Genomic DNA, 22,392 nt, shown 5'->3' with positions numbered 1-22,392 from the left:
CGGGCCGGATCAGCGCGTCACCGGCAGTTCGAGGTCAACGCCCGAACCATCCAGGAACGCCGGCAGCCGCACATCGCGCGACGGCAGCGCCACGGTGGCGATCCCCGGCGTGGTCAGTTCGCCCCGCTGGTTCTCGGCCGCCAGTTCGATGTCCACCAGGCCGGTCTTGTCCTTGACGTACTTGCGCACCACCTTGCCCTTGCAGAAGGTCGTGTCGCCCATGATGTTGAAGCGGCGCATTTCCGTGCGCACGCGCTTGATGACGCCTGCGTCGCCCATCCAGTTGGTCACCAGCGAGCACATCCACGACGACCGCTGCGGACCGTAGTCATACGTGCCGGGCACGCCGACCTCCTTGGCCACGGACTCGCGGTGGTGGCCAATACCGGTGTATTCCACGCCGCCTCCCGCCTCCGGGTTGCGGAAGAAGTGGCCCGGGTGCTTCACGGCCGCCTGCAGCACGACGCCGTGCGTGTGCCCGCGGCCGCAACCTACCAGAAAGCCCATCGTGTCCATCAGCGACAGCGGGCCACGCGCGATCGTCGGCAGCTCCTCGCCTTCCTGCACGTCTTCCCAGTAGCGCACATTGGCGCCGCGGATGTTCTTCGGCTCGTCCAGCACCATCTGGTCGATGCGGTCGCGTTCCTCGTCGGAGTACTCGTGCTGGACGATCTCCTTGTACTTGCCGGTTTCGCGCGCCGCCTTGCGCTCATGGCGGGTGCACGTCCCCAGCGCGCGGGCGACCAGTTCGCCACGCTGGTTGTAGTAGCTGGCCTCCACGTATTGCAGCACCAGCCGGCCTGAGAACTTGCTTTCCTTTTCCTCCACGCCGACCACGCGTTCGATGGCGGTGATGCGGTCGCCGGGGCGGACATGACGGAACAGTTCCCAATCGTTGCCGGCGTAGAAGCCGTGCACGCCGGGCAGGCCCCAGCGGGTGCGGCCCAGCCAGCCGAACGCCATGGGGAACATGGGATGGCCGAGAAGCGTGCCGTAGCGCGTGCCGGCGGCGTAGCCCGGATCGCGGTAGAGCGGATTGAGGTCGCCGATGCCATTGCACCAGTTGCGCAGGGTGTCCGCGGTGGCGTCCTGCAGATACGGGCCTTCGGGGCGCAGGTGCAAGCCGATCATTGCGCGGGCGGCGGTGACCGCTTCGTCCGTGATGCGGCCTTCGGCGGGCGCGTTTCCGACATCGGCTTGGGAAAGACTCATGACGTTGCTCACTTTTGATGCTCCTTGCTATCAGCGTGAATGCAGAATGCATTCTTCAAGAAATGAAAAAAAGGGGCGCACGACGGCGCGCTTTGGGGGTCATTCGATGCGGATACCGGCAGCCTTGATGATGTCGCCCCACTTTTGGCGTTCGTCCTTGACGAAGGCGTCCAACTGCGCGGGCGGCATCACCAGCGGTTCGACGCCAATGTCCAGCATGCGGCGGCGCATGTCGGGCTGCTCGAGGACATGACGGACGTGTCCGCCAAGCTCCTGCACGATGCCGGGCGGCGTGCCGCGGGGCGCGAACAGCGCGTCCCAGGCCACGACGTCGAATCCCTGAACGCCCTGCTCGGCCACGGACTTGACGCCCGGCAGCATGTCGCTGGCCTTGAGCGAGGTGATCGCGACCGCGCGCAACTTGCCGGTCGCCAGATGGGGACGCGCCGCGGTGACGGTGTCGATCGCCAGTGGAATCTGTCCGCCCATCGTGTCCGTCAATGACTGGCCGGACGCCTTGTACTTGACCGCGAACAGCGGCGCTTGCGCGGACTTCACGAACTCGGCGAAGACGACCTGCGCGGTCGTGCTGGGCAGCCCCACATTCAAGACATTCGGCTTGGCGCGGGCGCGCTCGATCAGCGCCGGCACGCTGTTGGCAGGCAAGTCCGCGTCCGACGTGGCGATCACCATCGGCAGCAGGCCGACCATGGCCACGCCGACGAAATCCTTCGCGGCGTCATAGCCGGGATTGGAATACAGGAACTCGTTGGCCGCGTTGGTGGCGTTGGTGCCAAAGAGAAAGGTGTAGCCGTCCGCCGGCGCCCGCGCCGCCGCGGCCGAGCCAATATTGCCGCCGGCTCCCGCCCGGTTTTCGATGACGATGGGCTGGTTCAGGCGCTTGCCGACTTCCTGGAACACCAGCCGGGCTAGCACGTCCGCGCCCTGACCGGCCGCGTAGGGCACGATGACGCGGATGGGCTTGTCGGGCCACGCCTGCGCGGCGGCCGCCTGGGGCAGGATACATAGCGCCGCCGCGGCCATGATCGCCGCGTTGAAGGAGCGGCGGGCACTGTTGATCGGAAGCTTCATCGATGCGTCCTTGCGTAAGGGTTCAGGGGGGAAATCAGCCGTTGAGCGCCAGGCCGGCGCGCGGCCAGCGCGCGGCGAAGAGCTGGCCGTGCCCGGACAGGGTGATGAAGGCGGTCCGCCGGCCAGCGCCCCCGAAACAGATATTGGTGCAATAGCCCTCGGGCGCCTCGTGGAACTCCAAAAGCTCGCCGCCGGGCGAGATCACGCTGATGCCGCCGCGCACGAGCGTGGCGACGCAGATGTTGCCGCCCGCTTCGAGCGCCAGCGAATCGAAGCGTTGATAGCCGGGCAGGCCATGCACCAGGCGCCCGCCGTTGGGCGATGGCCAGGGTTCGGCGCCAAGCCGGCCGCGCTCGCCTTCAAGGATCGGGTATGACCACAGCCGGCTCGTTTCGGTCTCCGACACGTAGAGCACACTGCCGTCCGGTGACAGGCCCACGCCATTGGGCGTCAGCACGGGATGCGCGGCGCGGCGGATATGGCTGCCATCGGCGCGTGCGTAATACACCGCGCCGCGCAATATGCGGTCCTCGAAGGTCTTGCCGAAATCGGTGAACCAGAAGCCGCCGTCAGCATCGAAGACGATGTCATTGGGACCGTGCAGCGCCACGCCGTCGCAATGCGTGTACAGCGTCTGCACCGCACCAGTGGCCACGTCCACGCGCTGGATGCTGCCGCCCGTGTAGCCGGCCGCGGGGCCCGTGGGCCGCGTGAAGCCGTTGTCGGTGCGCCAGCTGAAGCCCCCGTTGTTGCAGACGTAGACGTGCCCGTCCGGCCCCAACGCCGCGCCATTCGGCCCGCCGCCAAGATCGGCTACCTTGCGCAGCTCGCCATCGGGGAGCACTTGGGTCAGGCGTCCCGCGGCGATCTCCACCACCAGCACGCTGCCGTCCGGCATGGCCACGGGCCCCTCCGGAAATTCGAGCCCGTTCGCCAGGACCTCGCCTTGCAGTTTCAGATGTTCCATTGCGGTTCCGTTCATGCGTGGGTTGCGGACGACGCGGACGGGCTGGCCTGCCCTCGCGCGCCCAAGTAGGCGTCGATCGCGCGCTGGCGCCCTTCGCGGCTGCGCAGCGCCTGCTCGTCCAGCTCGCCCACGATATGGCCGTGCCGCAGCACCCAGGCCCGCTCGGCCAGCCGCGCCGCGACGTGAAAGCTCTGTTCCACCAGCAGCGCCGCCAGCTTCTGCTCGCGCTGAATGGTGGCCAGGCGTTCGTACACGCGCGCCACCAGCAGCGGCGCCAGACCCAGCGAGGGTTCGTCCAGCAGAAGCAGGCGCGGGCCGGACATCAGGCCGCGGCCGATGGCAAGCATCTGCTGTTCACCCCCGCTCAGCAGGCCGGCCGGCGCGTTGCGCCGTCCCGCGATCTCGGGAAAGAAGTCCATCACCATCTGTTCACGCCGCGCCCGCGTGCGCGCGTCGACGAAGTACGACCCCAGGATGAGGTTTTCGCCCACCGTCAGATCCGTCACGATGGCGCGCCCTTCCGGCACGTAGACGACGCCGCGCCGGAAACGCTGCGCCGCCGACAGGCCGGAGATGTCCTGGCCATCGAGAAGGATCCGGCCTTGCGCGGGCTCCAACCCGGCGATGGCCCGCAGTGTGCTGGACTTGCCCGCGCCATTCGCGCCCAGCAACGCGGCGACGGAAGACGCGCCCACCGTCAGGCCAATGCCGTGCACCACCGGCCCGGCGCCGTAGCGCACCGTCAGCCCTTCCACAGCCAGCAGCGCCGATGCCGCGTCATGCATCCTCGTCTCCCAGATAGACCCGAACGACGTCGGGATTGCCACGCACCTCTTCGGGGCTGCCGGAGGCCAGCAGCCGCCCGACATTCAGCACGTGAATGGTGTCGCAGACGTCCATGATCAGGTCCATGTCATGTTCCACCACCACCAGCACCAGTCCGGGCGCGCGCAGCCGCTTCAAGGCGCTGGACAGGTCGCCCGTCTCGATGGAATTCAGGCCGGCCGCCGGCTCATCCAGCAGCAGCACCCTGGGATCGCCGGCGATGGCGCGCGCGATCTCCGCCAGGCGCAACACGCCGGGCGGAAGCTGGGCGGGATAGTCGTCGGCCACGTGCAGCACGCCCAGGCGGTCCAGCGCCGCCAGCGCGCGCTCGCGGTTGCGGCTCCGCTCCGCGCGGCCGCGGGGCAAGGGCATGAAGGCGTCCAGCCAGTTGGCCGAGGACTGCCGGTCCAGGCCGATCATGACGTTCTCGGCCACGGTGAGCTCCGGGCACAGCGCCACGTGCTGAAAGCTGCGCGAGAATCCCAGCGCCGCGCGGCCGGTGGGCGGCACCCCCTCCAGCCGCTGGCTGCCCAGGCGGATGCTGCCCTGCTGGGGTGAATACAGGCCGGTCAGGCAATTGAAGAAGCTTGTCTTGCCCGCGCCGTTCGGTCCGATCAGCCCGGTGATCTCGCCCGACTTCAGGTGCAGGGCGATGTGTTGCAACACCTGGATGCCGCCGAACGACAGGGACAGGTCTTCGACCACCAGCGGATCGCGGTCAAGCGTGGCGTGCGCGCTCATGGGTTGCCTCCGTGCAGCCGGGCGCGCAGCCGGGCGGGCAGCGCATTGACGCCCAGCACCACGGCCAGCAGCGCCGAGCCGTACAGAATGGGCACCCAATCGCCCGCGCCAGCCAGCAGCAGGGGCATGAGCGTCAGGAACAGGCCTCCCAGCAGGCTGCCCAGGATCGACATCGAATACAGGCTGACCACCGAGCCGACCAGCAGGAAGATCGAGGTCCACAACGTAAAGCTGTTGGGCGATACCGTCGACGAGCTGAACGACAGCAGCGCGCCGGCGATGGCGGCGATGGCGCCGCTCAGGGCCATGCACGAAAGCCGCGCCCAGCTGCGGCGCACGCCGAACGATTCGGCCGCATGCGGCGACGCGCGGATCAGCAGCAGCGCCATTGCCTGGCGCGAGCGGCGGAAATGACGCAGCAGCAGCGCGACGGCGACCAGCCCGGCCAGCGGCAGGTAATAGCGCTGCGTTTCCTTGGCGATGCCGGGCAGCGCGTCCAGCTTGACGTACAGCCCCTCGTAGCCCCCCGACACCGACGAGAAATGCAGCAGCACTTCCGGCAGGGCCAAGGCCAGCGCCATCGTAGCCACGGCCAGGTAGATGCCCGACAGATAGCGCGACGGGTAGGCAAAGACCAGCCCCAGAAAGGCGCCGGCGATGGCGGCCAACGGCAGACTGGCCAACAGCGACACGCCCAGATACTTTTCCATCAGGGCGACGGTGTAGGCGCCCGCCGCGACGAACACGCCATGCCCGATCGAGACCTCGCCGCCGTAGCGCACCAGGAAGCTCACCGAGATGATGGCGATGGCGTTGGCAAAGCACAGACCAAGGGTGTAGGTCCAGTAGCCGCCTGCCACGAGGGGCAGCAGCGCCAGGACCAGCACGCCAGCAATGGCGGCGCTCGCCAACAGGCGCCCAGGCGCCGCGGTCTGGGCCGCAGGCTTGACTTGCGCCGCCAGGCGGTCGGTTGACATGATCACACTAGACACGGGCACCTCCCCGGATCGCCAGCACGCCCTTCGGAAACACGTTGAGCACCAGCAGGATCGTCAGCAGCAGATAGGTGTTGTTGAACTCGGCGGACACGTAGAACGACAGCAGGTTCATGATGGCGCCGATCAGGATGCCGCCCAGTACAGCCCCCGGCAGGCTGTTGAAGCCGCCCACGACAGCCGCGGCGAACGCCTGGAGCATGAAGGAGGACACGCTGGTCGAGGACAGGAAAGTCGTCGGCACGATCAGCAGCGATGCAATCAGCCCCAGCACGCCCGCCGTGATCCAGGAAAACAGATGCACCCGGCGCAGGTTCAGGCCGCACACGCGGCTGGCAAAGGGATTGGCCGACACCGCGCGGAATGCGATGCCGATGCGGGTGCGTTCGATCAGCAGGTACAGCAGCCCGATGGCAAGCGCGGTCGCGCCCAGCACCGCGAGGTCATAGGCGGTGATGTGGATCGGCCCGATCTGGCCGCGCCACGCCGGCAGCGGCAGGTCCAGCGACACCACGTTCGAGCCGAAAAGCAATTGCGTCGCCCCCTGCGCGATCAGGCCCACGCCCAGCGTCGCGATGGTGCTGGTCAGGTCCGACTTGAATACCAGCGGCGCAATCAGGAAGTAGCTGACCGTCATCACCGCCACCATGACCGCCAACGTCAGCACCACGGCCGCGCCCCAGGCCAGGTTCGCAAAGATGCCTGCCGTGAAGCCGAACACCAGGAATGCCGCGAGCCCCGCCAGGTTGCCGTGCGCGAAGTTCACGACATTCGAGCTCTTGTAGATCAGCACGATGCCGATCGCGCCCATGGCATAGAGGCAGCCGCTGACCACGCCCGCCCAGATGAGGCCGATGAAATCATCCATGGTCCGGCCCCTGCTGCGCCGCCGCGACGCCGGCCCCGTCGCTCCGGTCGATGATTTCGATCACCGACGGAAAGTACCGGCCGCTCCAGCCGCCGCTGGCGGTTGCGGCGTAATACCGCTGCGCCAGCTCCGTCACGCGCGCGGTCAGGCCGGTCTGCCCGGCAAGCTCCAGCACGTAGCCGAGATCCTTGAGGGCGTACTCGGGCGGAAACGATTTTTCGGGAAACTCGCGCGGCAGCATGGCCTTGCGCCCGTGGTTGCGCAGCACGAAACTGTCGCCCGACCCTTTGGATACCGCATCCAGCAGCACCGCCGGCTGAACGCCGGCGCGCTCTCCCAAGACCATCATTTCGGCCAGCGCCACGGTGTTCTCGAACACCAGCGCGTTGTTGATGAGCTTGACCACCTGGCCGCAGCCGACCTCGCCGCACCGGGTCACGTCCGAGCCGATGTAGCGCAGCAGCGGCTCGATGCGCGCATAGAGCGCTTCATCCGCCCCCACCATGATGCTCAGTTCGCCGCGCTGGGCGGCTTCGCGGGTTCGGGCGACGGGCGCGTCGGCAAATGCGATGCCCAGCGCCGCCAGGCGTTGCGACGTGGCGCGGGCCGACGCGACCGTCGTGGTGCTGAGGTCGACGATCACAGCGGGACGGCGCGCGCCGCCAGCCAGGCCACCCTCGCCCAGGCAGACCTGCTCCACCTGCGGGCCGCCGGGCAGCGACAGGAACACCACGTCGGCAAGCTCGGCCAGCTCGGCCACCGAGCCGGCGCGGCGGGCGCCGGTGCCTTCCAGCACGGCGTGGGCCTGCGGGTTCGTGTCGAAGGCGATGACCTGGCCGGCGTGCTTGACGGCCATGTTGCGGCACATCGGGCCGCCCATCACGCCCAGGCCGATAAAGCCGATCACGGGTAAGGTATCTGCGGTCATGCGAGGCTCCTGTCAGCGTTGCCGGGTGTCAGTCCATCCACATGCCGCCGCTGATGTCCAGCGACGTGCCCGTGATCCAGTTCGAAGCCGGCGAACACAGGAACAGCGCGGCCTGCGCGATGTCGTCGGCATTGCCGTAACGGCCCAATGGCACGGTGCCGTTGGCCGACGGCGCGCCGCCGCTGGTGACGCTGGCCCACATGGCCGTCTCGACGGGTCCGGGGGCAAGGGTGTTGGCATAGACGCCGTGCGGCGCGCCTGCCTTGGCGATCCAGCGCATCATGCCGTGCACGGCCGCCTTGGACGCGACGTAGGCCGGTCCCGACGCCACGCCGCCATTCTTGGCGGCGATGGAACCGGCCGCCAGGATCTTGCCGAATCCCTGCTTGCACATCAGCGGAAACAGTTTGCGCGCTGGGTTCACCACGCCGCGCACGTTGACGGACATCACCGCGTCCCATTCGTCGTCGGTGCTGTCGCCCAGCGGCGTGCGGGCGATGATGCCCGCGCACAGCACCAGGATGTCGATCCTGCCGTATTCGGCCAGCACCGCGTCGATGACCTGGTCAGTCTCGGCGCGCGAGGTCACGTCGTAGCGGCGGTAGTCGATGCCGCCGCCCAGCGCCTGCGATTCCACGCGATCCGTGGCGATGACGCGCGCGCCGGCCTGCCGGAACGCCTTGGCGATCGCCTGCCCCATCGCACCCGCGCCGCCGGTGATGAACGCGACCTGGCCCTCAAGATTTGCCGGACCGCTCAAATGCTGTGCCATCTTCTCTTGTCTCCTGTCAGTGTTGTTATCCGGCCCGCGCCGCGCCTTACCGCAGCACCGCCGTGGCGGACATCGCCAATTCGCCGTCCGGGCCGCGCGCCCACAGCGCGAGCGACCCGTCTTCCTGCGTGTGGCCTTCGATGCGGAAGGCGCGGGACACGAACAAGGGGCTGACGCCTCGAAAGCCGAAGCGCGCCAGGGCGCGTCCGTCCCCGTGTTCGACCGCAAGCTGTTGCAACAGCGTGGCGGTCAGGGGCCCATGCACGACCAGATCGGGATAGCCTTCTTCATTGCGCGCGTAGGCCTGGTCGTAATGGATGCGATGCCCATTGAAGGTCAGCGCCGAATAGCGGAACAGCAGCGTCGTGTCGGGCCGGACCTCGCGGCCCCAACGCGCCTCGCCCTCGTGCCGGGCGGGCGTCGCAGCGGCCGCGCCGGGTGGCGGCGCCTCGCGGTAGACGATGTCCTGTTCCTCGACGATGCAGTCCGTACCATTGCACTCGGTCGTGTGCTGGACCGTCACGAACCACAACGCCCCGCGCTTGCCGGTCTTGTTCTCGACCTTCACGATGCGGCTGCGCCGCGTGGCCTGCTCGCCGATGGGCAGGTTGGCCAGGTAGTTGATCCGGCTGCCGGCCCACATGCGGCGCGGCAGCGTGATGGGCGGCAGAAAGCCGCCGCGCTGCGGATGGCCATCTTCGCCCAGCCCGCTACGGCGCGCGGCCGGGTTGAAGAACAGCCACTGCCAGCCGGGGGGCAGCGGTTCGCCCACGCCCGGCGCGCGTTCCAGATCCAGCGTTGCCGCCATTGCCGCCACGGCCGCCGCGTCGATGCGCTGCGTGTGCGCTTCTTCGCGGCCAACCCACTCCTCGTATGCGTTGCTCACGCGGGCACTCCTTTACTGTGTGCCGGCCTAGGCCAGCTTTGCGTCGAACACGTCGGCGGGATAGGGCTTGAAGTCCCGCACCAGCTTGAAACTGCCGCCGGAGACGGCCTGGATGATGCCTTCCTGACGCGCGCCCCGATGGTCGCCGGGCTTGAAGGTCACTTCGCGCGCGCCGCCCACGGTCTGGTTCGTCATCGTTTCCATGACGTCGACCAGGTTCTCGCGGGTCAGCGGCTTGCCGCTGGCCAGCAGCATCTGAAAGCCCTTGGCGAACAGCGCCGCGTTGCTCCAGCCATTCAGGCCAAAGACGCCGATCGGGTCGTTGGGATAGAGCTTGGCCACGGTCTCGCGGTAGGCCTTGATGTTGGCGTCGTCCGCGTCCACGGGCATCAGCCAAGACGAGAAGTAGGCGCCATCGAGCAGCTTGCCGGCCAGCTTGTACGTCGTCGGATCCGCAGTGAAGAACGGCGCCATCCACTTGCCCTGGTAGCCCAGCCGGTCAGCAGTCTTGAGCGCCGCTGCCAGGTTGGCGTTGGAACCGAACAGGATCACGACGTCCGCCTTTGCGTTGGCGATGCGGCGCACGTGGGGCGTGAAATCGGTGCTGCGGACCTCGAAGGGAATGGACTCGGCAGGCTGTTTCTTGCTGGCTGCCATGAGCATGTCGAAGCCGCGCTTGGCGGAACGGCCCAGCTCGTCGTTTTCCCAAAGCAGCGCCACGCGGTCGGCGTTAAGACCGCTGAAGGCGTATTCCAGGTTCGAGGCCGCGGACCAGCCGTAGTCGGGCAGCAGCGGAAACACCAGCCGCTCGGCAAAGAGCGCGCTTGCGCCGCCGATGGGCCCGATCATGGGCAGGCCAACTTCCTTGGCATAGGGAATTACCGCGACCGATTGCGCCGTGCCGACCGGTGCGGCCAGCGCGAAGATCTTGTTCTCTTCGACCAGACGGCGCGTGACGGCGACGCTGCGGGCCGGCTCATAGCCGTCGTCATACGTGACCAGCTTGATCTTCCAGCCGTTCAGCGCGTCGGTCTCGTTGATCCACTTGAAGCAGGCGTCGGCGGCGCGGGACAGGATGGCGTAGAACGGCACCGGGCCCGTGATGGGGGTGAAGGCGCCGACCGTGACTGTCTTGCTGGCCGTATCGATGCCGGGAGAAGCGGACTGCGCGCGCGCCCAGCCTGGAAGCGAAATCGAGGCTGCCGCGGCACAACCGGAAAGAAATGTCCTTCGATGCACGTTGTGTCTCCTGGTTGTTCTTCGATTGCCGCCGTCTGCTGAGCGACTAAGAATGCATTCTATATATTTACGAGCGACGAAAAATACGGGCTTTCCCTAGCAAAATGCCCAACGCTGCGCAAACCTCGAACATATAGAATGCATTCTTTCAATACCAACGCCAGGAGACACCATGCACTCCCCACCCCTCGCGGGACGCCGCGTCATTGAATTGGGCACCATGCTCGCCGCCCCTTTTGCCTCGCACATCCTTGCCCAGCTTGGCGCCGAGGTGATCAAGGTGGAGCCGCCGCGGGGCGATCCCACCCGCAGTCTGGTGCGCGGCGGCCCCAGCGGCACATTCATCGCCTACAGCCATGGCAAGAAAAGCGTCTGCCTGGACCTCGCCCGGCCGGACGGCCACGCCGCCTTCCTGAAAATGCTGGAAACGGCCGATGCCTTCGTGCACAACCTGGCGCCCAAGGCGGCGCGCAAGTTAAAGCTCACCAAGGCCGAATGCCAGGCAATCAATCCCCGCCTCATCTATTGCCACATCCGCGGCTACGCGGACGGCCCGCAAGCCGACGACCTTGCCTCCAATCCCGTCGCCGAAGCGTCCACTGGCGTCATGGAGGCCAACCGCATCAATGGCCGGCCCAGCAGGCTGGGCCCGTCCTACCACGACCAATTCGCCGGCGCTTATGCCGTCATCGGCATCCTGGCCCGCATGCTGCAGCCAGACGCCGCCAAGGACGGCGGCCACGTCGAGGTCGGGCTGTACGAAACCGGGCTGCACATCGCCGCGCGCGATCTGGTGGGCGTGCAACTCAAGACGCAGCTGTTGGGACGCCCCGAACGCGAACCGCACGGCGAATTCAGCATGCCGGGCTACGGCGCCTACCTGACCTCCGACGACCGCTGGATGTACCTGCTCATGCTGACCGACGCGCATTGGCTGAAGTTCTGCCAGGCGATGGCGCTGCCCGAAGCCAACGACGCCTCGCTGGCCGCGCTGAAGGACAGAAAGAAGGCGCGCGAGCGCGTCGAGGAAATCGTCAGGAATGCGATTGGCGCGCGGACGTTCGACGACGCCACCGCGCGGCTGCGGATCGCTGGCGTGGGCAGCACGGAGGTCCTGCCGCTGGAACGCGTGCTGGATGCCGAGCAGGCGCACCAGCCCGGCAAGCTGCGCAGCGTGCACTACCGCGACCTGGCGTTCGACGTGCCGGAATTTCCGCGCATGGATGCCGCCCACGATGGCATTGCGACGCTGCCGCCGCCCGACCTGGGCGAACACACCCAGGATGTGCTGCAAGCGGCGGGACTGACGGCCGAGCAATGCGAGGCGCTGATCGGCAGCGGAGCCGCCAGCGCCAGCCGGCCGGGCGATTTCGCATGGGCGCCCGTGCGCAAACAGGCGTGATCCGCGTATAAAAGGCGCCGATGGCAGGCCGGATCGATAACCGGCGCGACCGCCCGGCGAGAACCGAGGAGACAGAAGATGCAGACCAACCCCGTTGTGTCCGGCCTGTTCAAGGCCGCCATCGCCGGCTTGCTGTTCGCCGCCGCCACCGCGTCCGCCGCAGGCTACCCCGACCGCCCCATCCGGCTGGTCGTCGGCTTTCCGCCGGGCGGCGGCGCCGACTTCGTGGCGCGGCAGGTCGCGCAGCGGCTGGGGCAATCCCTGAACGCCAGCGTCGTCGTGGACAACAAGGCGGGCGCCAACGGCACCATCGCCGCGGCCGAAGTCGCGCGGGCCCCCGCGGACGGCTACACGCTGCTGCTGGGCGTCACGGCCTCCCAATCCATCAGCCCGGCGCTGTCCTCGCGACTGCCCTACGATCCGCTGCGCGACTTCACGCCGATCACGCAGGTCGGCTACACGCCGCTGGTGCTGGTCGTGAACCCCAAGCTGCCGGCCAAAACGCTGAGCGACTTCCTGAAATACGCCAAGGCCAGCCGCACGCCCGTGCCGTACGGATCGGCGGGCACCGGCAACATCACCCACATGACCGCAGAGCTTTTCGTGCAATCGTCAGGCGTGTCGAACTTTCAACACGTGCCCTACAAGGGCAGCAGCCAGGTGATCACGGACCTCATCGGCGGACGCGTCGACGCCTACTTCGACACCCTGCCCTCGTCGCTGCCCCTCATCCAGAGCGGGCAACTGCGCGCCATCGCGGTGACCAGCCCCACGCGCTCGGATACGGCGCGAGACATTCCAACCGTGCAGGAAGCCGGTGTGCCGGGCTTCCAGACCACCACCTGGTTTGGCGTGCTGGCGCCGCCCCGGCTGGACCCGGCCCTGACCGAACGCCTGTTCGAGGCACTCAAGAAAGGACTGGATGCGCCCGACGCGCGGCAGGCCCTGGTCACGCGCGGCGTGGAACCGGTGCTGGACACGCCAGCGCAATTCAGCGCGGAACTGAAAGAAGACTTGCAGCGGTGGCGCGACGTGGCGCAGAAAGCGAACATCAAGCTTGAATAGCGCGCCTGGCTCAGGCTGGCAGCTGCGCATGCAACCACCAGCCCGTTTGTCCTCTTCAGCCCGGTGGGCGTTTCAGAGCTTGGCCACGGACACCTCCGTGGCCTTCACAAAGGCGAGCACTTCGGTGCCGACCTGCAGATCCAGTTCCTTGACCGAGCGCGTCGTGATGACCGAGGTCACGATGCCCGCAGGCGTGTCGATGTCGACTTCCGACACCACGGATCCCAATACGATTTCGCGGATCTTGCCGCGGACCTGATTGCGGGCGTTGATGGATTGAATGGCCATGCATGACTCCAGTAGAAGATAGGTAATCCGGCACCACTCACCGATCGGCCCCGATGAGGCGGAAATCCTGCGCGGCGGCGCGTTCGAGCTGCGCCACGAGTTGCAGCTCCCAATCGAGATAGGCACGAAACCCGGCGTCGCGCGCCGCCAGATCGTCCAGCAGGTACGGGCTGATGTCCTGGTCGTCGTCGCCCGTCAGCACACCTTCGTCACCGCGCTCCAGTGGCAGCCCGGCCGCCTGCCAGACCCCAGTGCCGCCCTGCAGCGCGTAAACCTCAGGCGCGTGTGTCTCACGGCGAAGCCGCCATTGCAGTTCGGCGGCAACGGTCTGCGCGAGCACGCCGTCTTCCGACACGATGACCACGCGCGCGGCGTTCGCGCCCTCCTCGGCAAGGAGTGCCGGCAGCCGGTCCGGCGCGGCGAAGCGCGCGCCCGGGATGTGGCGGCGCACATAAGCCTGGCGGCGATCCACGTCATACACCCGCGTGGGGCCGTGCTTGGCCAGCCAGCCTTCGAGCACGGCGGCGCGGACCTCCGGCGCCGGTTCGCGATGGCGCAGCACGCGCACGCGCTCCGGCCCGCCCTCCAGAATGACCGGGAGCGCCGGTTCGCCAGGCTCGCCTGCGTGCGGCGCCAGCGGCGCGGCATACAGGTAGACCTCGAGGACGCCCAACTGGCGAAGCCAGGCCGCGGTGGTCAGCGCACGCACCCCGTCGTGATCGGCCAGCACCACGCGCGCGCGCCGGGTGCCGACATATTCGTCGGTCGCCTGCACCAGTTGCCCGCCGGGCGCCCAGCGCCAACCGGGAAGATGGCCGGCTTCGTACTCCTCGCGCGTGCGCACGTCGAAGCGATAGAGGCTGCGCTCGCCAGCGGCGGCATCGGCCTCGAACCTGGCGAGCCGCGCGGCGTCGATGTGGTCCACGCCCGCCGCTGCGGCCACGGCCCGAGCGCGCTCGCGCGCCTGGGCCAGGGCCTGTGGCCCCGGCTCGGGTAACGCCGCGTGGCGGCCATAGGCCAGCTCGCGCCCCGACAGCAGCCATTCCATCGTGCCATTGCGCAGCGACGCCACCTTGTTCGGGATACCCGCATCGATCAGCGTCTGCGCGCCCACGATCGAGCGGGTGCGGCCCGCGCAATTCACCACGACGAACGTGTCGGGATTGGGCGCGAGTTCGCCGATGCGGTAGACCAGCTCGGCACCGGGCAGGCTATGCGAGAACGGCAGCGTGAAGTTGTGGAATTCCTCCGTGGTGCGGCTGTCGACCACGACGATGTCCTCCCCGGCTTCCACGCGGGCGGACAGCTCGTCCACGTCGATCCAAGGCGTGTGCTTTTCATGCTCGATCACTTCGCCAAATGCCTTGCTGGGCACATTGGTGCCCCAGAAGACCTCGCGACCCGACGCCTCCCAGGCGCGCGTGCCGCCAGCCAGCACGGCCACATCGGCGTAGCCCAGCCGCACCAGCTTGCCGGCGGCGTCGTGCGCAAGCGACTCATCCTCGTCGACCAGCACGATGCGGGTCGAGCGGCGCGGCACGAGGCGGTCGATGCGTTGCTCAATGCGCCAGAGCGGAGCGTTGGCCGCCTCGAGGAGATGGCGTTCGGCGTATCGGCCCGCCTCGCGCACGTCGAGCAGCGCGATTTCGGCGGGGCCGCGCAGCGCACGCTCCAGTTCGGCCGGCGCCACACGCGCATGGAGAATCGCCGCGGGCGGACCGAAGGTCCGGTACGTGCCCCCGGCCGTGCTTTCGAACACCACACGTCCGGCCAGCCGGTCCAGGGCCAGTCCGTAGAAGTGCAGATGCGCGCCGGACGACGCACCGATGAGTTCGATGGTGTGAACGTCGTCGGGCTGCAGCACGATGGACGAGCCCTGCGCGACGTCCACGCGGCGCACGTGCGTGAGCGTGTCGCGCAAGGGGTCCGAGCTCCGGCTGCGGGCATACACCTCGTTGCGCTCCTCACCGCGCACGCCGGCGATGATCGCCCACGTCGTATGGTCGTGCGGCGGCTGCGCCTTGCCGGCTTCGCCGAGCGAGAGGTATAGCGCATAGGCGCCGTCCACGTCCTCGGCCAGGCGATAGATCGTGGCCGGCCGCTCCGGATGCAATGCGAAAGTTTCCGCATCGAACAGCTCGGCGCGCGCGGCTAGTGCGCGCAGCAGGCCCGCCGCCGACTCCAGCTGCGCCGGCGTGGCGCGTCGCGGATCGGGCAGGATGGCCCGCACGTCGCGAATGAACGCGGCGACGGCTTGCGTACGCTGGGTCTGGAGGGAAAGGTCTGCGGTGGGCGGCAGTTGTGTCATGGCGGTTCCGGGTTCGGTACGAGGCCCGGGCAATCGCCGCGAGCCGGATGCCAGCCAGACTACGGTGCCCGCCACGGGCGGCGCAACGCAGAAATCCGACTATCCATATGCGCACTGCAGGCACCGCTGCGACGCATAAGGACATACGAAAAACGACCTTCCCCGCACGCACCCCGCTCCCTACCATCGTGGCCTTCCCCATCGTCGCGTCCGAGGCGCGCGGCGTCTCCCAGACCACGAACAGGATTGTCCCCATGCCCGCAATACCTCAAACGCCCGCCGCGCGGCGCGCCGCCGTCCGGGTGGCCGTCGACGTCGGCGGCACATTCACCGACATCGTCCTCGAACAGGGCGAGACGCGGCGCTCCGCCAAGCTGCTCACGACGCCTGCCGCGCCAGAACAGGCCGTCCTGGCCGGCATCGACGAACTGCTGATCGCAGCGCAACTGAGTTGGCCGGACGTGGATCGCCTGGTGCTGGGCACCACGCTCGCCACCAATGCGCTCATCGAGCGCAAGGGCGCGCGCACGGCCCTCGTCACCACCGCCGGTTTCCGCGATCTGGTCGAGATCGGCCTGGAGGACCGCTACGCCCAATACGACATCTTCCTGGACAAGCCGCAACCGCTCGTGCCGCGCGACTGGCGCCACGGCGTGACCGAACGGGTCGACGCCCAGGGCCGCGTGCTCACGCCGCTCGACGAGGACGGTGTGCGCGCGCTGGCTGACCGGCTGCGCGAGGACCGCATCGAGAGCGTCGCGGTGTGCCTGCTGCACAGCTACGCGCATCCCGCACACGAGCGCCGCATCCGCGACCTGCTCCGCGCCGAGCTGCCCACGCTGTGGATCTCCCTGTCTTCCGACGTGTGCGCCGAGATCCGCGAGTATCCGCGCCTGTCCACGGTCTGCGCGAACGCCTACGTGCAGCCCCAGGTGTCGGGTTACCTGCGGCGCTTCGAAGCGGCCGCGCGTGAACGCGGCCTGCGGGCCGAACCGTTCCTGATGACTTCGGGCGGCGCCATCGCGACGCTGCAAACCGGCGTGGACGAGCCCGTGCGGCTCGTGGAGTCGGGGCCCGCAGGCGGCGCCATCCTGGCCCAGCACATCGCCGAGCAGGTCGGCGCGGCGCGCGCGCTCTCGTTCGACATGGGCGGAACCACGGCCAAGATCTGCTACATCGACGACTACCAGCCGCAGATCAGCCGCAGCTTCGAGTTCGGCCGCGTGCATCGCCACCTCAAGGGCTCGGGCCTGCCCATCCGCATACCCGTCATCGAAATGATCGAGATCGGCGCGGGCGGCGGCTCGATCGCCCGGGTCAATCACCTGGGCGTGATCCAGGTCGGGCCCGACAGCGCGGGCTCGGCGCCCGGGCCCGCGGCCTACGGGCTGGGCGGCCAGCATCCCACCGTGACCGACGCCCACGCGGTCCTCGGCACCATCACGCCGGAGCGCTTCGCCGTAGGCAAGGTTTCGCTCGATCCCGCGCTCGCGCGGCTCGCCGTGCAGGCCCATCTCGCCAGCCCGGCCCAGCTCACGGATCCGGAGGCAGCCCAGGCCGTGCTGGAGGTCGTGACCGAGAACATGGCCAATGCCGCCCGCGTGCACGCCTCCGAGCTGGGCAAGACGGCCGACGAACACACGCTGATCGCGTTCGGCGGCGCCGCGCCGCTGCACGCAGCGCTGCTCGCGCGCAAGCTGGGCATCGGCACGGTCATCGTCCCCCAATCGGCCGGCGTGGGTTCGGCGGTGGGATTCCTGTGGGCGCCCATCGCCTACCAGGCTGTGCGTAGCCTGCATCAGCGGCTGGACCGCATCGACCTTGCGCTGGCCACCGGTCTGCTCGCGGATCTCACCGTGCAGGTCCAGGCCGTGGTGCGGCGCGCCGCGCCGGACGAGCCGATCTCGATCAAGCGCCAGGTCTATATGCGCTATGCCGGCCAGGGGCATGAAATCGCGATCGATCTTGCGCCCGGCCCCTTCGACGCGGCCGCCGCCCAGGCGCTGGGAGAACAGTTCGCGCTGCGTTATGCGCAGATCTACGGCCGCAGCCTGCCGCACGTGCCCGCCGAGACGGTGAGCTGGTCGGTCTCCGCGCAGGCCGGCGCCCGCCGGGACATCGCCGCGGATGTAATCGACGCGGCCGGGCCCCAACCCGCCACCCCAGCCGGGCAGCGCTCGCTTTATGACCTTGCCACCGCAAGCTGGCGCGACGTGCCGGTCTACGAGCGCGGCGCCCTTGCGCCCGACCAGTTGGTGCGCGGCCCGGCCCTCGTCGTCGAGGACGAGACCACCACCCACGTTCCCGATGGCTTCGTGGCCCATCGCAGCCCGCAGGGGTCGCTGGTGCTGCACGATCAGCAACGCGTTCCCGCCACGCCTTCCCCGCTCCTGGAGACCACGGCATGACGTCGACCTCTTCCCCCGCCTCCGCGCAGGCGCGCGCCACCGCCGCGCGTGCACGCATCCGCCAACAGCTCGCCTGGAACCGCCTCCTCTCGGTCGTCGAGGAACAGGCGCAGGTATTGATCCGTTCGGCCTTCGGCACGGCCACGCGCGAGGCCGGCGACCTGTCCGCGGGCGTGTTTCTCCCCGACGGCCGCATGATCGCGCAAGCCGTGACCGGCACGCCCGGCCACGTCAACGCCATGGCGGAGTCCGTGAAGCACTTCCTTCGCATCTTTCCCGCCGACACGCTGCGCGATGGCGACGTGCTGCTCACCAACGATCCCTGGAAAGGCACCGGCCATCTGTTCGACATGACCATGGTCTCGCCCGTCTTCCACGCGGGCCGCCTGGTGGCGCTCTTCGCGTCGACGCTGCACGTGATCGACATCGGCGGAATCGGCAGCAGCGCCGATGGCCTGGAGGTCTATCACGAAGGTCTTTTCCTGCCGATCGTGAAGCTCTTTCACGCCCACCAGGCCGATCCCGGCGTGTTCGCCATCATTCGTGCCAACGTACGCGAGCCCGAGCAGGTCGAGGGGGACCTGTATGCGCTGGTGGCGTGCAACGAGGTCGGCGGCCGCCGCTTGAAGGACCTGCTGCGCGAGTTCGAACTCGACGATCTGGTCACGCTGGGCAACACGATCATCGAGCAATCGCGTCTCGCGATGCTGCACGCGATCGCCGCCTGGCCACAGGGCAGCTGGACCAACCGGCTCACCATCGACGGCTATGACGCGCCCATCGAGCTCGCCGCGCGCGTCACGGTCGAGCCCGACCGCATCCTGGTTGACTTCGACGGCACGTCCGCCCAGGTCGCGCGTGGCATCAACGTGGTGAAGGCCTACACCGACGCCTACACCTCATTCGGCATCCGCTGCCTGATCGGCGCCGACGTGCCGAACAATGCGGGCTCGCTGTCCGTGGTGCAGGTGAGCGCGCCCGAAGGCTCAATCCTCAATGCCCGCTTCCCCGCCGCCGTCACTGCGCGCCACATCATCGGGCAGATGCTGCCCGACGTGGTGTTTGGCGCGCTGCGCCAGGCGCGGCCCGATCAGGTGCCCGCGGAAGGCAGCTCGTCGCTGTGGAACCTGCACCTGGTGGGCGGAGAACCGCTCGCGGGCGCCAGCGCCGAGCAGAACGAGGCGCTCATCCGGGGCCAGCGCTTCAATGCAGTGAGTTTCTCGACAGGCGGCACCGGCGCCCGCCCGGGCAAGGACGGACTGTCCGTCACGTCCTACCCGAGCGGCGTGCGCAACGTCTCGATAGAAATCCTTGAGGCCGCCAATCCGCTGGTGTTCGAGCGCAAAGAGTTCCGCGCCGACTCGGGCGGCCCGGGCGCGCTGCGAGGCGGGCTGGGACAGACCATCGCCGTGCGTCACGCCGATCCGCGTGCGGGCATGATCGTCGCCGCTGCCTTCGACCGCGTCGTGCATCCCGCACGCGGCGCGCTGGGCGGCCAAGACGGCGCGCCCGGCCACCTCGGCCTTGCCTCGGGCGCGGTCCTGCGGGCCAAAGGACGCCAGCTCATCCCTGCCGGCGAGACCCTGGTTGTCCACACCCCGGGCGGCGGCGGCCTGGGCGATCCGGCCGGCCGCGCGCCCGCGCTGCTGCGGGAAGACCTGCAGCTGGGCCTGGTGAGTCCAGAGCAATCGCGCGACCGCTATCGCACCTCCTGAAACCCTGCCCGCACCGCTTTCCTACTCAATCACGAGCCATTGCCATGACCCTGACCCGCCGTACGCTTCTACACGCCGCCCTCGCCACAGCGCTGGCCGCACCCTTCGCCTTGCCCGGCAACGCCGCAGCCCAAGCCGCCGCCAAGCCCCAAGGCGGCACCCTGACCCTGTTGCTGCCATCCGAACCCACCGCGCTCGTGACCGTCGGCAACGTCGCCACGCCCATCCTGAGCGTCAGCGCCAAAGTCACGGAAGGCCTGCTCAAATACGATTACGACCTTACGCCGCAACCGCAGCTCGCCACGGCCTGGACGATCAGCCCCGACGGCACCGTGTACACGTTCACGCTGCGCCAGGGCGTGCGCTGGCATGATGGCAAGCCGTTCACCTCGGCGGACGTCGCCTATTCGCTCAACCTGCTCAAGAAGATCCACCCGCGCGGACGCAACACATTCGCCAACGTCACGGCGATCGAGACGCCGGACGACCACACGGTGGTCCTGCGCCTGTCCAAGCCGGCGCCCTATCTGATCCGCGCCTTCGTAGCCACCGAAACGCCGATCGTTCCGCGGCACATCTACGAGGGAACCGACCCGCTCTCCAACCCGGCGACGGCCGCCCCGATCGGCACGGGCCCATTCAAGTTCAAGGAATGGGTGCGCGGCAGCCACATCGTGTACGAGCGCAATCCCGACTACTGGGACAAGCCCAAGCCTTACGTGGACCGCCTGATCGTGCGCGTGGTCGCCGATCCGGCCGCTGCGGCAATCGCCTTCGAAACCGGCACGGTCGACCTTGGCTACCGCACACCGGTGCCGCTCGCCGACCTGGAACGCCTGCGCAAGGTGCCCAGCCTGCGCTTCGAGACCAAGGGAAACAGTTATTCGTTCAACGTGACGCGCCTCGAGTTCAATCTCGACAACCCCTATTTCAAGAACGAAAAGGTGCGCCAGGCGATCGCGCACGCCATCGACCGCAACGTGATCCTGAAGGTCGTGAACTATGGCGTCGGGCAGGTGGCCTACTCGCCAATCGCCCCGGGACTGAAGGCCTACAACGACCCCGCCCCTACACCGTATCCCTTCGACCTGAAGCGCGCCAACGCCCTGCTCGACGAAGCAGGCTACCCGCGCGGCGCGAACAACGTGCGCTTCTCGGTCCCGCTAGACTTCAACCCCATCGGCGCCGACGGCGCGCGGCTGGCGGACTATCTGCGCACCACGCTTGGCCGCGTGGGTATTGCCGTCAACGTGCGCGCCCAGGACGCCTCGGCGTTCATCAAGCGCGTCTACACCGACCGCGACTTCGCGTTCACGACAAACGGCGCGAGCAACCTGTTCGACCCGACGGTGGGCGTGCAGCGCTTGTACTGGTCGAAAAACTTCATCAAGGGTGTGCCTTTCTCCAATGGCACCCATTACAGCAACCCGAAGGTCGATGCCCTGCTCGAGGCCGCGGCCGTGGAAAACGACCCGGCCCGGCGCGTGGCGCTGTTCAAGGAGTTTCAGGAGATCGTGGCTCGCGAAGTGCCCGATCTGAACCTGTATCAACCGGAGTTCATCACGATCGCAAACCAGCGCGTTCACGATCATTCGCTCACCGCCGACGGGGTGGAGTCGAATCTGGCGGACGTATATCTCGATCCGCCGGCCGGGCGCTGAGAAGATTGGCTCGACGGGATGCGCCTGGGGGACGCGCGAGCCGCCGCTTCGGCGGCGCCCCGGTTGAGTGCGTCGTCACCCGCCGATGTCCTCGCCGCGCAGCGCCGCTTCGACGATAGGCTGCGTCAGCGTGGGCACGAAGAGCTCGATGAAGTGATAGGCGTAACCGCGCAGCCACGCGCCACGGCGCACGGCCAGCCGCGTCAGGTTGATCTCGAACAGATGCCGCGCGTCGATGGCCGTGATCCGTGTATCGCGCTCCGCATCCCACGCAACCGAGGCCACGATGCCCACGCCCATTTCGAGCTCGACGTAGGTCTTGATCACGTCGGCGTCCATGGCTGTCATGACGATATCCGGCGTAATGCCGGCGCGCGCGAACGCCTCGTCGATATGCGCGCGGCCTGTGTAGCCCTGTCCGTAGGTGATGATCGGATAGGCCGCGAGCTGCGACAGCGTGGGCGCGACGGTGCCGGCCAGCGGGTGGTGCGGCGGGACGATGACGCTGTGCGTCCAGCGATAGCAAGGCAGGTTCACCAGGCCCGAGTAATCGGCCACCGCCTCCGTGGCCACGCCAATGTCCGCCTCGCCTTCGAGCAGCATCTCGGAGACCTGCTTGGGCGAGCCCTGGTGCAGGTGCAATACCACTTCCGGATAACGCGCTCGGAATTCCTTGATGACGGGCGGGAGCGCGTAGCGCGCCTGCGAGTGCGTCGCCGCGATGGACAGCACCCCCGTCGTCGCACCGGCATACTCCGCGCCCGCATGGCGGATGTTGTCGGCGGCCTGCAGGATCTGCTCGACGAGCGGCAGGATCAGCTCGCCGGGCGGCGTGAGGCCGATCAGGCGCTTGCCGGATCGCACGAAGATGTCGACGCCCACCTCTTCCTCAAGTTCACGGATCTGCCGGCTCACGCCGGGCTGCGAGGTATGCAGGCTCTCCGACACATCGGTGAGGTTGAAATCGCGGCGCACCGCTTCGCGCACGGAGCGCAGTTGCTGAAAGTTCATTGCCGTCGT

General features: G+C 68.1%; 19 protein-coding genes. 5 read left to right on the top strand and 14 right to left on the bottom strand.

Annotated elements, in window-relative coordinates:
- Positions 1-9 precede the first annotated feature (9 nt).
- From FBY20_RS15790 to FBY20_RS15740, 11 genes are all read right to left on the bottom strand, one after another.
- Positions 10-1,212 (bottom strand): MaoC family dehydratase N-terminal domain-containing protein, encoded by a 1,203-nt coding sequence (locus FBY20_RS15790; RefSeq protein WP_056325558.1) that lies wholly within the window; start codon positions 1,210-1,212, stop codon positions 10-12.
- 99 nt (positions 1,213-1,311) lie between these two features.
- Positions 1,312-2,304 (bottom strand): tripartite tricarboxylate transporter substrate binding protein, encoded by a 993-nt coding sequence (locus FBY20_RS15785; protein WP_056325555.1) that lies wholly within the window; start codon positions 2,302-2,304, stop codon positions 1,312-1,314.
- Between the two features lie 34 nt (positions 2,305-2,338).
- Complete coding sequence (locus FBY20_RS15780) at positions 2,339-3,271, bottom strand: SMP-30/gluconolactonase/LRE family protein (protein WP_142053313.1); 933 nt, start codon at positions 3,269-3,271, stop codon at positions 2,339-2,341.
- 11 nt (positions 3,272-3,282) lie between these two features.
- Positions 3,283-4,056 (bottom strand): ABC transporter ATP-binding protein, encoded by a 774-nt coding sequence (locus tag FBY20_RS15775; RefSeq protein ID WP_142053311.1) that lies wholly within the window; start codon positions 4,054-4,056, stop codon positions 3,283-3,285.
- Positions 4,049-4,837, bottom strand: a complete 789-nt coding sequence (locus tag FBY20_RS15770) for an ABC transporter ATP-binding protein (protein ID WP_142053309.1) — start codon at positions 4,835-4,837, stop codon at positions 4,049-4,051. Before FBY20_RS15770 ends, FBY20_RS15775 begins: the two co-directional genes overlap by 8 nt.
- On the bottom strand, positions 4,834-5,814 hold the full coding sequence (locus FBY20_RS15765; RefSeq protein ID WP_056325989.1) for a branched-chain amino acid ABC transporter permease: 981 nt from the start codon (positions 5,812-5,814) through the stop codon (positions 4,834-4,836). Before FBY20_RS15765 ends, FBY20_RS15770 begins: the two co-directional genes overlap by 4 nt.
- A 7-nt stretch (positions 5,815-5,821) precedes the next feature.
- Positions 5,822-6,700 carry a branched-chain amino acid ABC transporter permease gene (locus FBY20_RS15760; protein WP_056325545.1) on the bottom strand — a complete coding sequence of 293 codons (879 nt, stop codon included), beginning with the start codon at positions 6,698-6,700 and terminating at the stop codon, positions 5,822-5,824.
- The gene (locus FBY20_RS15755; RefSeq protein WP_174245417.1) at positions 6,693-7,628 is read right to left on the bottom strand and encodes an NAD(P)-dependent oxidoreductase; all 936 of its coding nucleotides are present in this window, start codon (positions 7,626-7,628) and stop codon (positions 6,693-6,695) included. The genes FBY20_RS15760 and FBY20_RS15755 overlap by 8 nt, the downstream gene beginning before the upstream one ends.
- Positions 7,629-7,656: 28 nt before the next feature.
- A complete protein-coding gene (locus FBY20_RS15750; RefSeq protein ID WP_142053307.1) occupies positions 7,657-8,400 on the bottom strand; it encodes an SDR family NAD(P)-dependent oxidoreductase in 744 nt (247 codons plus the stop codon).
- Positions 8,401-8,446: 46 nt separating this feature from the next.
- Positions 8,447-9,286 (bottom strand): MaoC family dehydratase N-terminal domain-containing protein, encoded by an 840-nt coding sequence (locus tag FBY20_RS15745; protein ID WP_142053305.1) that lies wholly within the window; start codon positions 9,284-9,286, stop codon positions 8,447-8,449.
- 27 nt (positions 9,287-9,313) lie between these two features.
- Positions 9,314-10,525 (bottom strand): ABC transporter substrate-binding protein, encoded by a 1,212-nt coding sequence (locus FBY20_RS15740; protein ID WP_056325539.1) that lies wholly within the window; start codon positions 10,523-10,525, stop codon positions 9,314-9,316.
- A gap of 172 nt (positions 10,526-10,697) precedes the next feature.
- On the opposite strand from FBY20_RS15740, the gene FBY20_RS15735 reads away from it, so the two are divergent.
- Together FBY20_RS15735 and FBY20_RS15730 are read left to right on the top strand one after the other, a co-directional pair.
- Positions 10,698-11,927, top strand: a complete 1,230-nt coding sequence (locus FBY20_RS15735) for a CaiB/BaiF CoA-transferase family protein (RefSeq protein WP_142053303.1) — start codon at positions 10,698-10,700, stop codon at positions 11,925-11,927.
- A 78-nt stretch (positions 11,928-12,005) separates the two neighbouring features.
- Positions 12,006-12,992 carry a tripartite tricarboxylate transporter substrate binding protein gene (locus FBY20_RS15730; protein ID WP_142053301.1) on the top strand — a complete coding sequence of 329 codons (987 nt, stop codon included), beginning with the start codon at positions 12,006-12,008 and terminating at the stop codon, positions 12,990-12,992.
- Positions 12,993-13,064: 72 nt separating this feature from the next.
- Here the strand turns inward: FBY20_RS15730 and FBY20_RS15725 are convergent, their stop codons facing one another.
- Entirely contained in the window at positions 13,065-13,280 is a 216-nt protein-coding gene (locus FBY20_RS15725) for a molybdopterin-binding protein (protein WP_142053299.1), read from the bottom strand.
- 37 nt (positions 13,281-13,317) lie between these two features.
- Complete coding sequence (locus FBY20_RS15720; RefSeq protein WP_142053297.1) at positions 13,318-15,588, bottom strand: rhodanese-like domain-containing protein; 2,271 nt, start codon at positions 15,586-15,588, stop codon at positions 13,318-13,320.
- Positions 15,589-15,842: 254 nt separating this feature from the next.
- On the opposite strand from FBY20_RS15720, the gene FBY20_RS15715 reads away from it, so the two are divergent.
- The 3 genes from FBY20_RS15715 to FBY20_RS15705 are packed head-to-tail and all read left to right on the top strand — an operon-like array spanning position 15,843 to position 21,372.
- On the top strand, positions 15,843-17,996 hold the full coding sequence (locus tag FBY20_RS15715; protein WP_142053295.1) for a hydantoinase/oxoprolinase family protein: 2,154 nt from the start codon (positions 15,843-15,845) through the stop codon (positions 17,994-17,996).
- Positions 17,993-19,711: a hydantoinase B/oxoprolinase family protein gene (locus tag FBY20_RS15710; protein WP_142053293.1), complete on the top strand. Its 1,719-nt coding sequence runs from the start codon at positions 17,993-17,995 to the stop codon at positions 19,709-19,711. The genes FBY20_RS15715 and FBY20_RS15710 overlap by 4 nt, the downstream gene beginning before the upstream one ends.
- A gap of 44 nt (positions 19,712-19,755) precedes the next feature.
- Positions 19,756-21,372 carry an ABC transporter substrate-binding protein gene (locus FBY20_RS15705; protein ID WP_142053291.1) on the top strand — a complete coding sequence of 539 codons (1,617 nt, stop codon included), beginning with the start codon at positions 19,756-19,758 and terminating at the stop codon, positions 21,370-21,372.
- A gap of 75 nt (positions 21,373-21,447) precedes the next feature.
- Here the strand turns inward: FBY20_RS15705 and FBY20_RS15700 are convergent, their stop codons facing one another.
- A complete protein-coding gene (locus FBY20_RS15700; RefSeq protein WP_056325520.1) occupies positions 21,448-22,383 on the bottom strand; it encodes a CysB family HTH-type transcriptional regulator in 936 nt (311 codons plus the stop codon).
- Positions 22,384-22,392: the final 9 nt, after the last annotated feature.

It is taken from the genome of Achromobacter sp. SLBN-14 (genome assembly GCF_006715415.1).
Taxonomy (GTDB): Bacteria; Pseudomonadota; Gammaproteobacteria; order Burkholderiales; family Burkholderiaceae_B; genus Achromobacter; species Achromobacter mucicolens.
The sequence above is the reverse complement of the archived record's forward strand: the minus strand, read 5'-3'. Positions and strand labels throughout refer to the sequence as shown.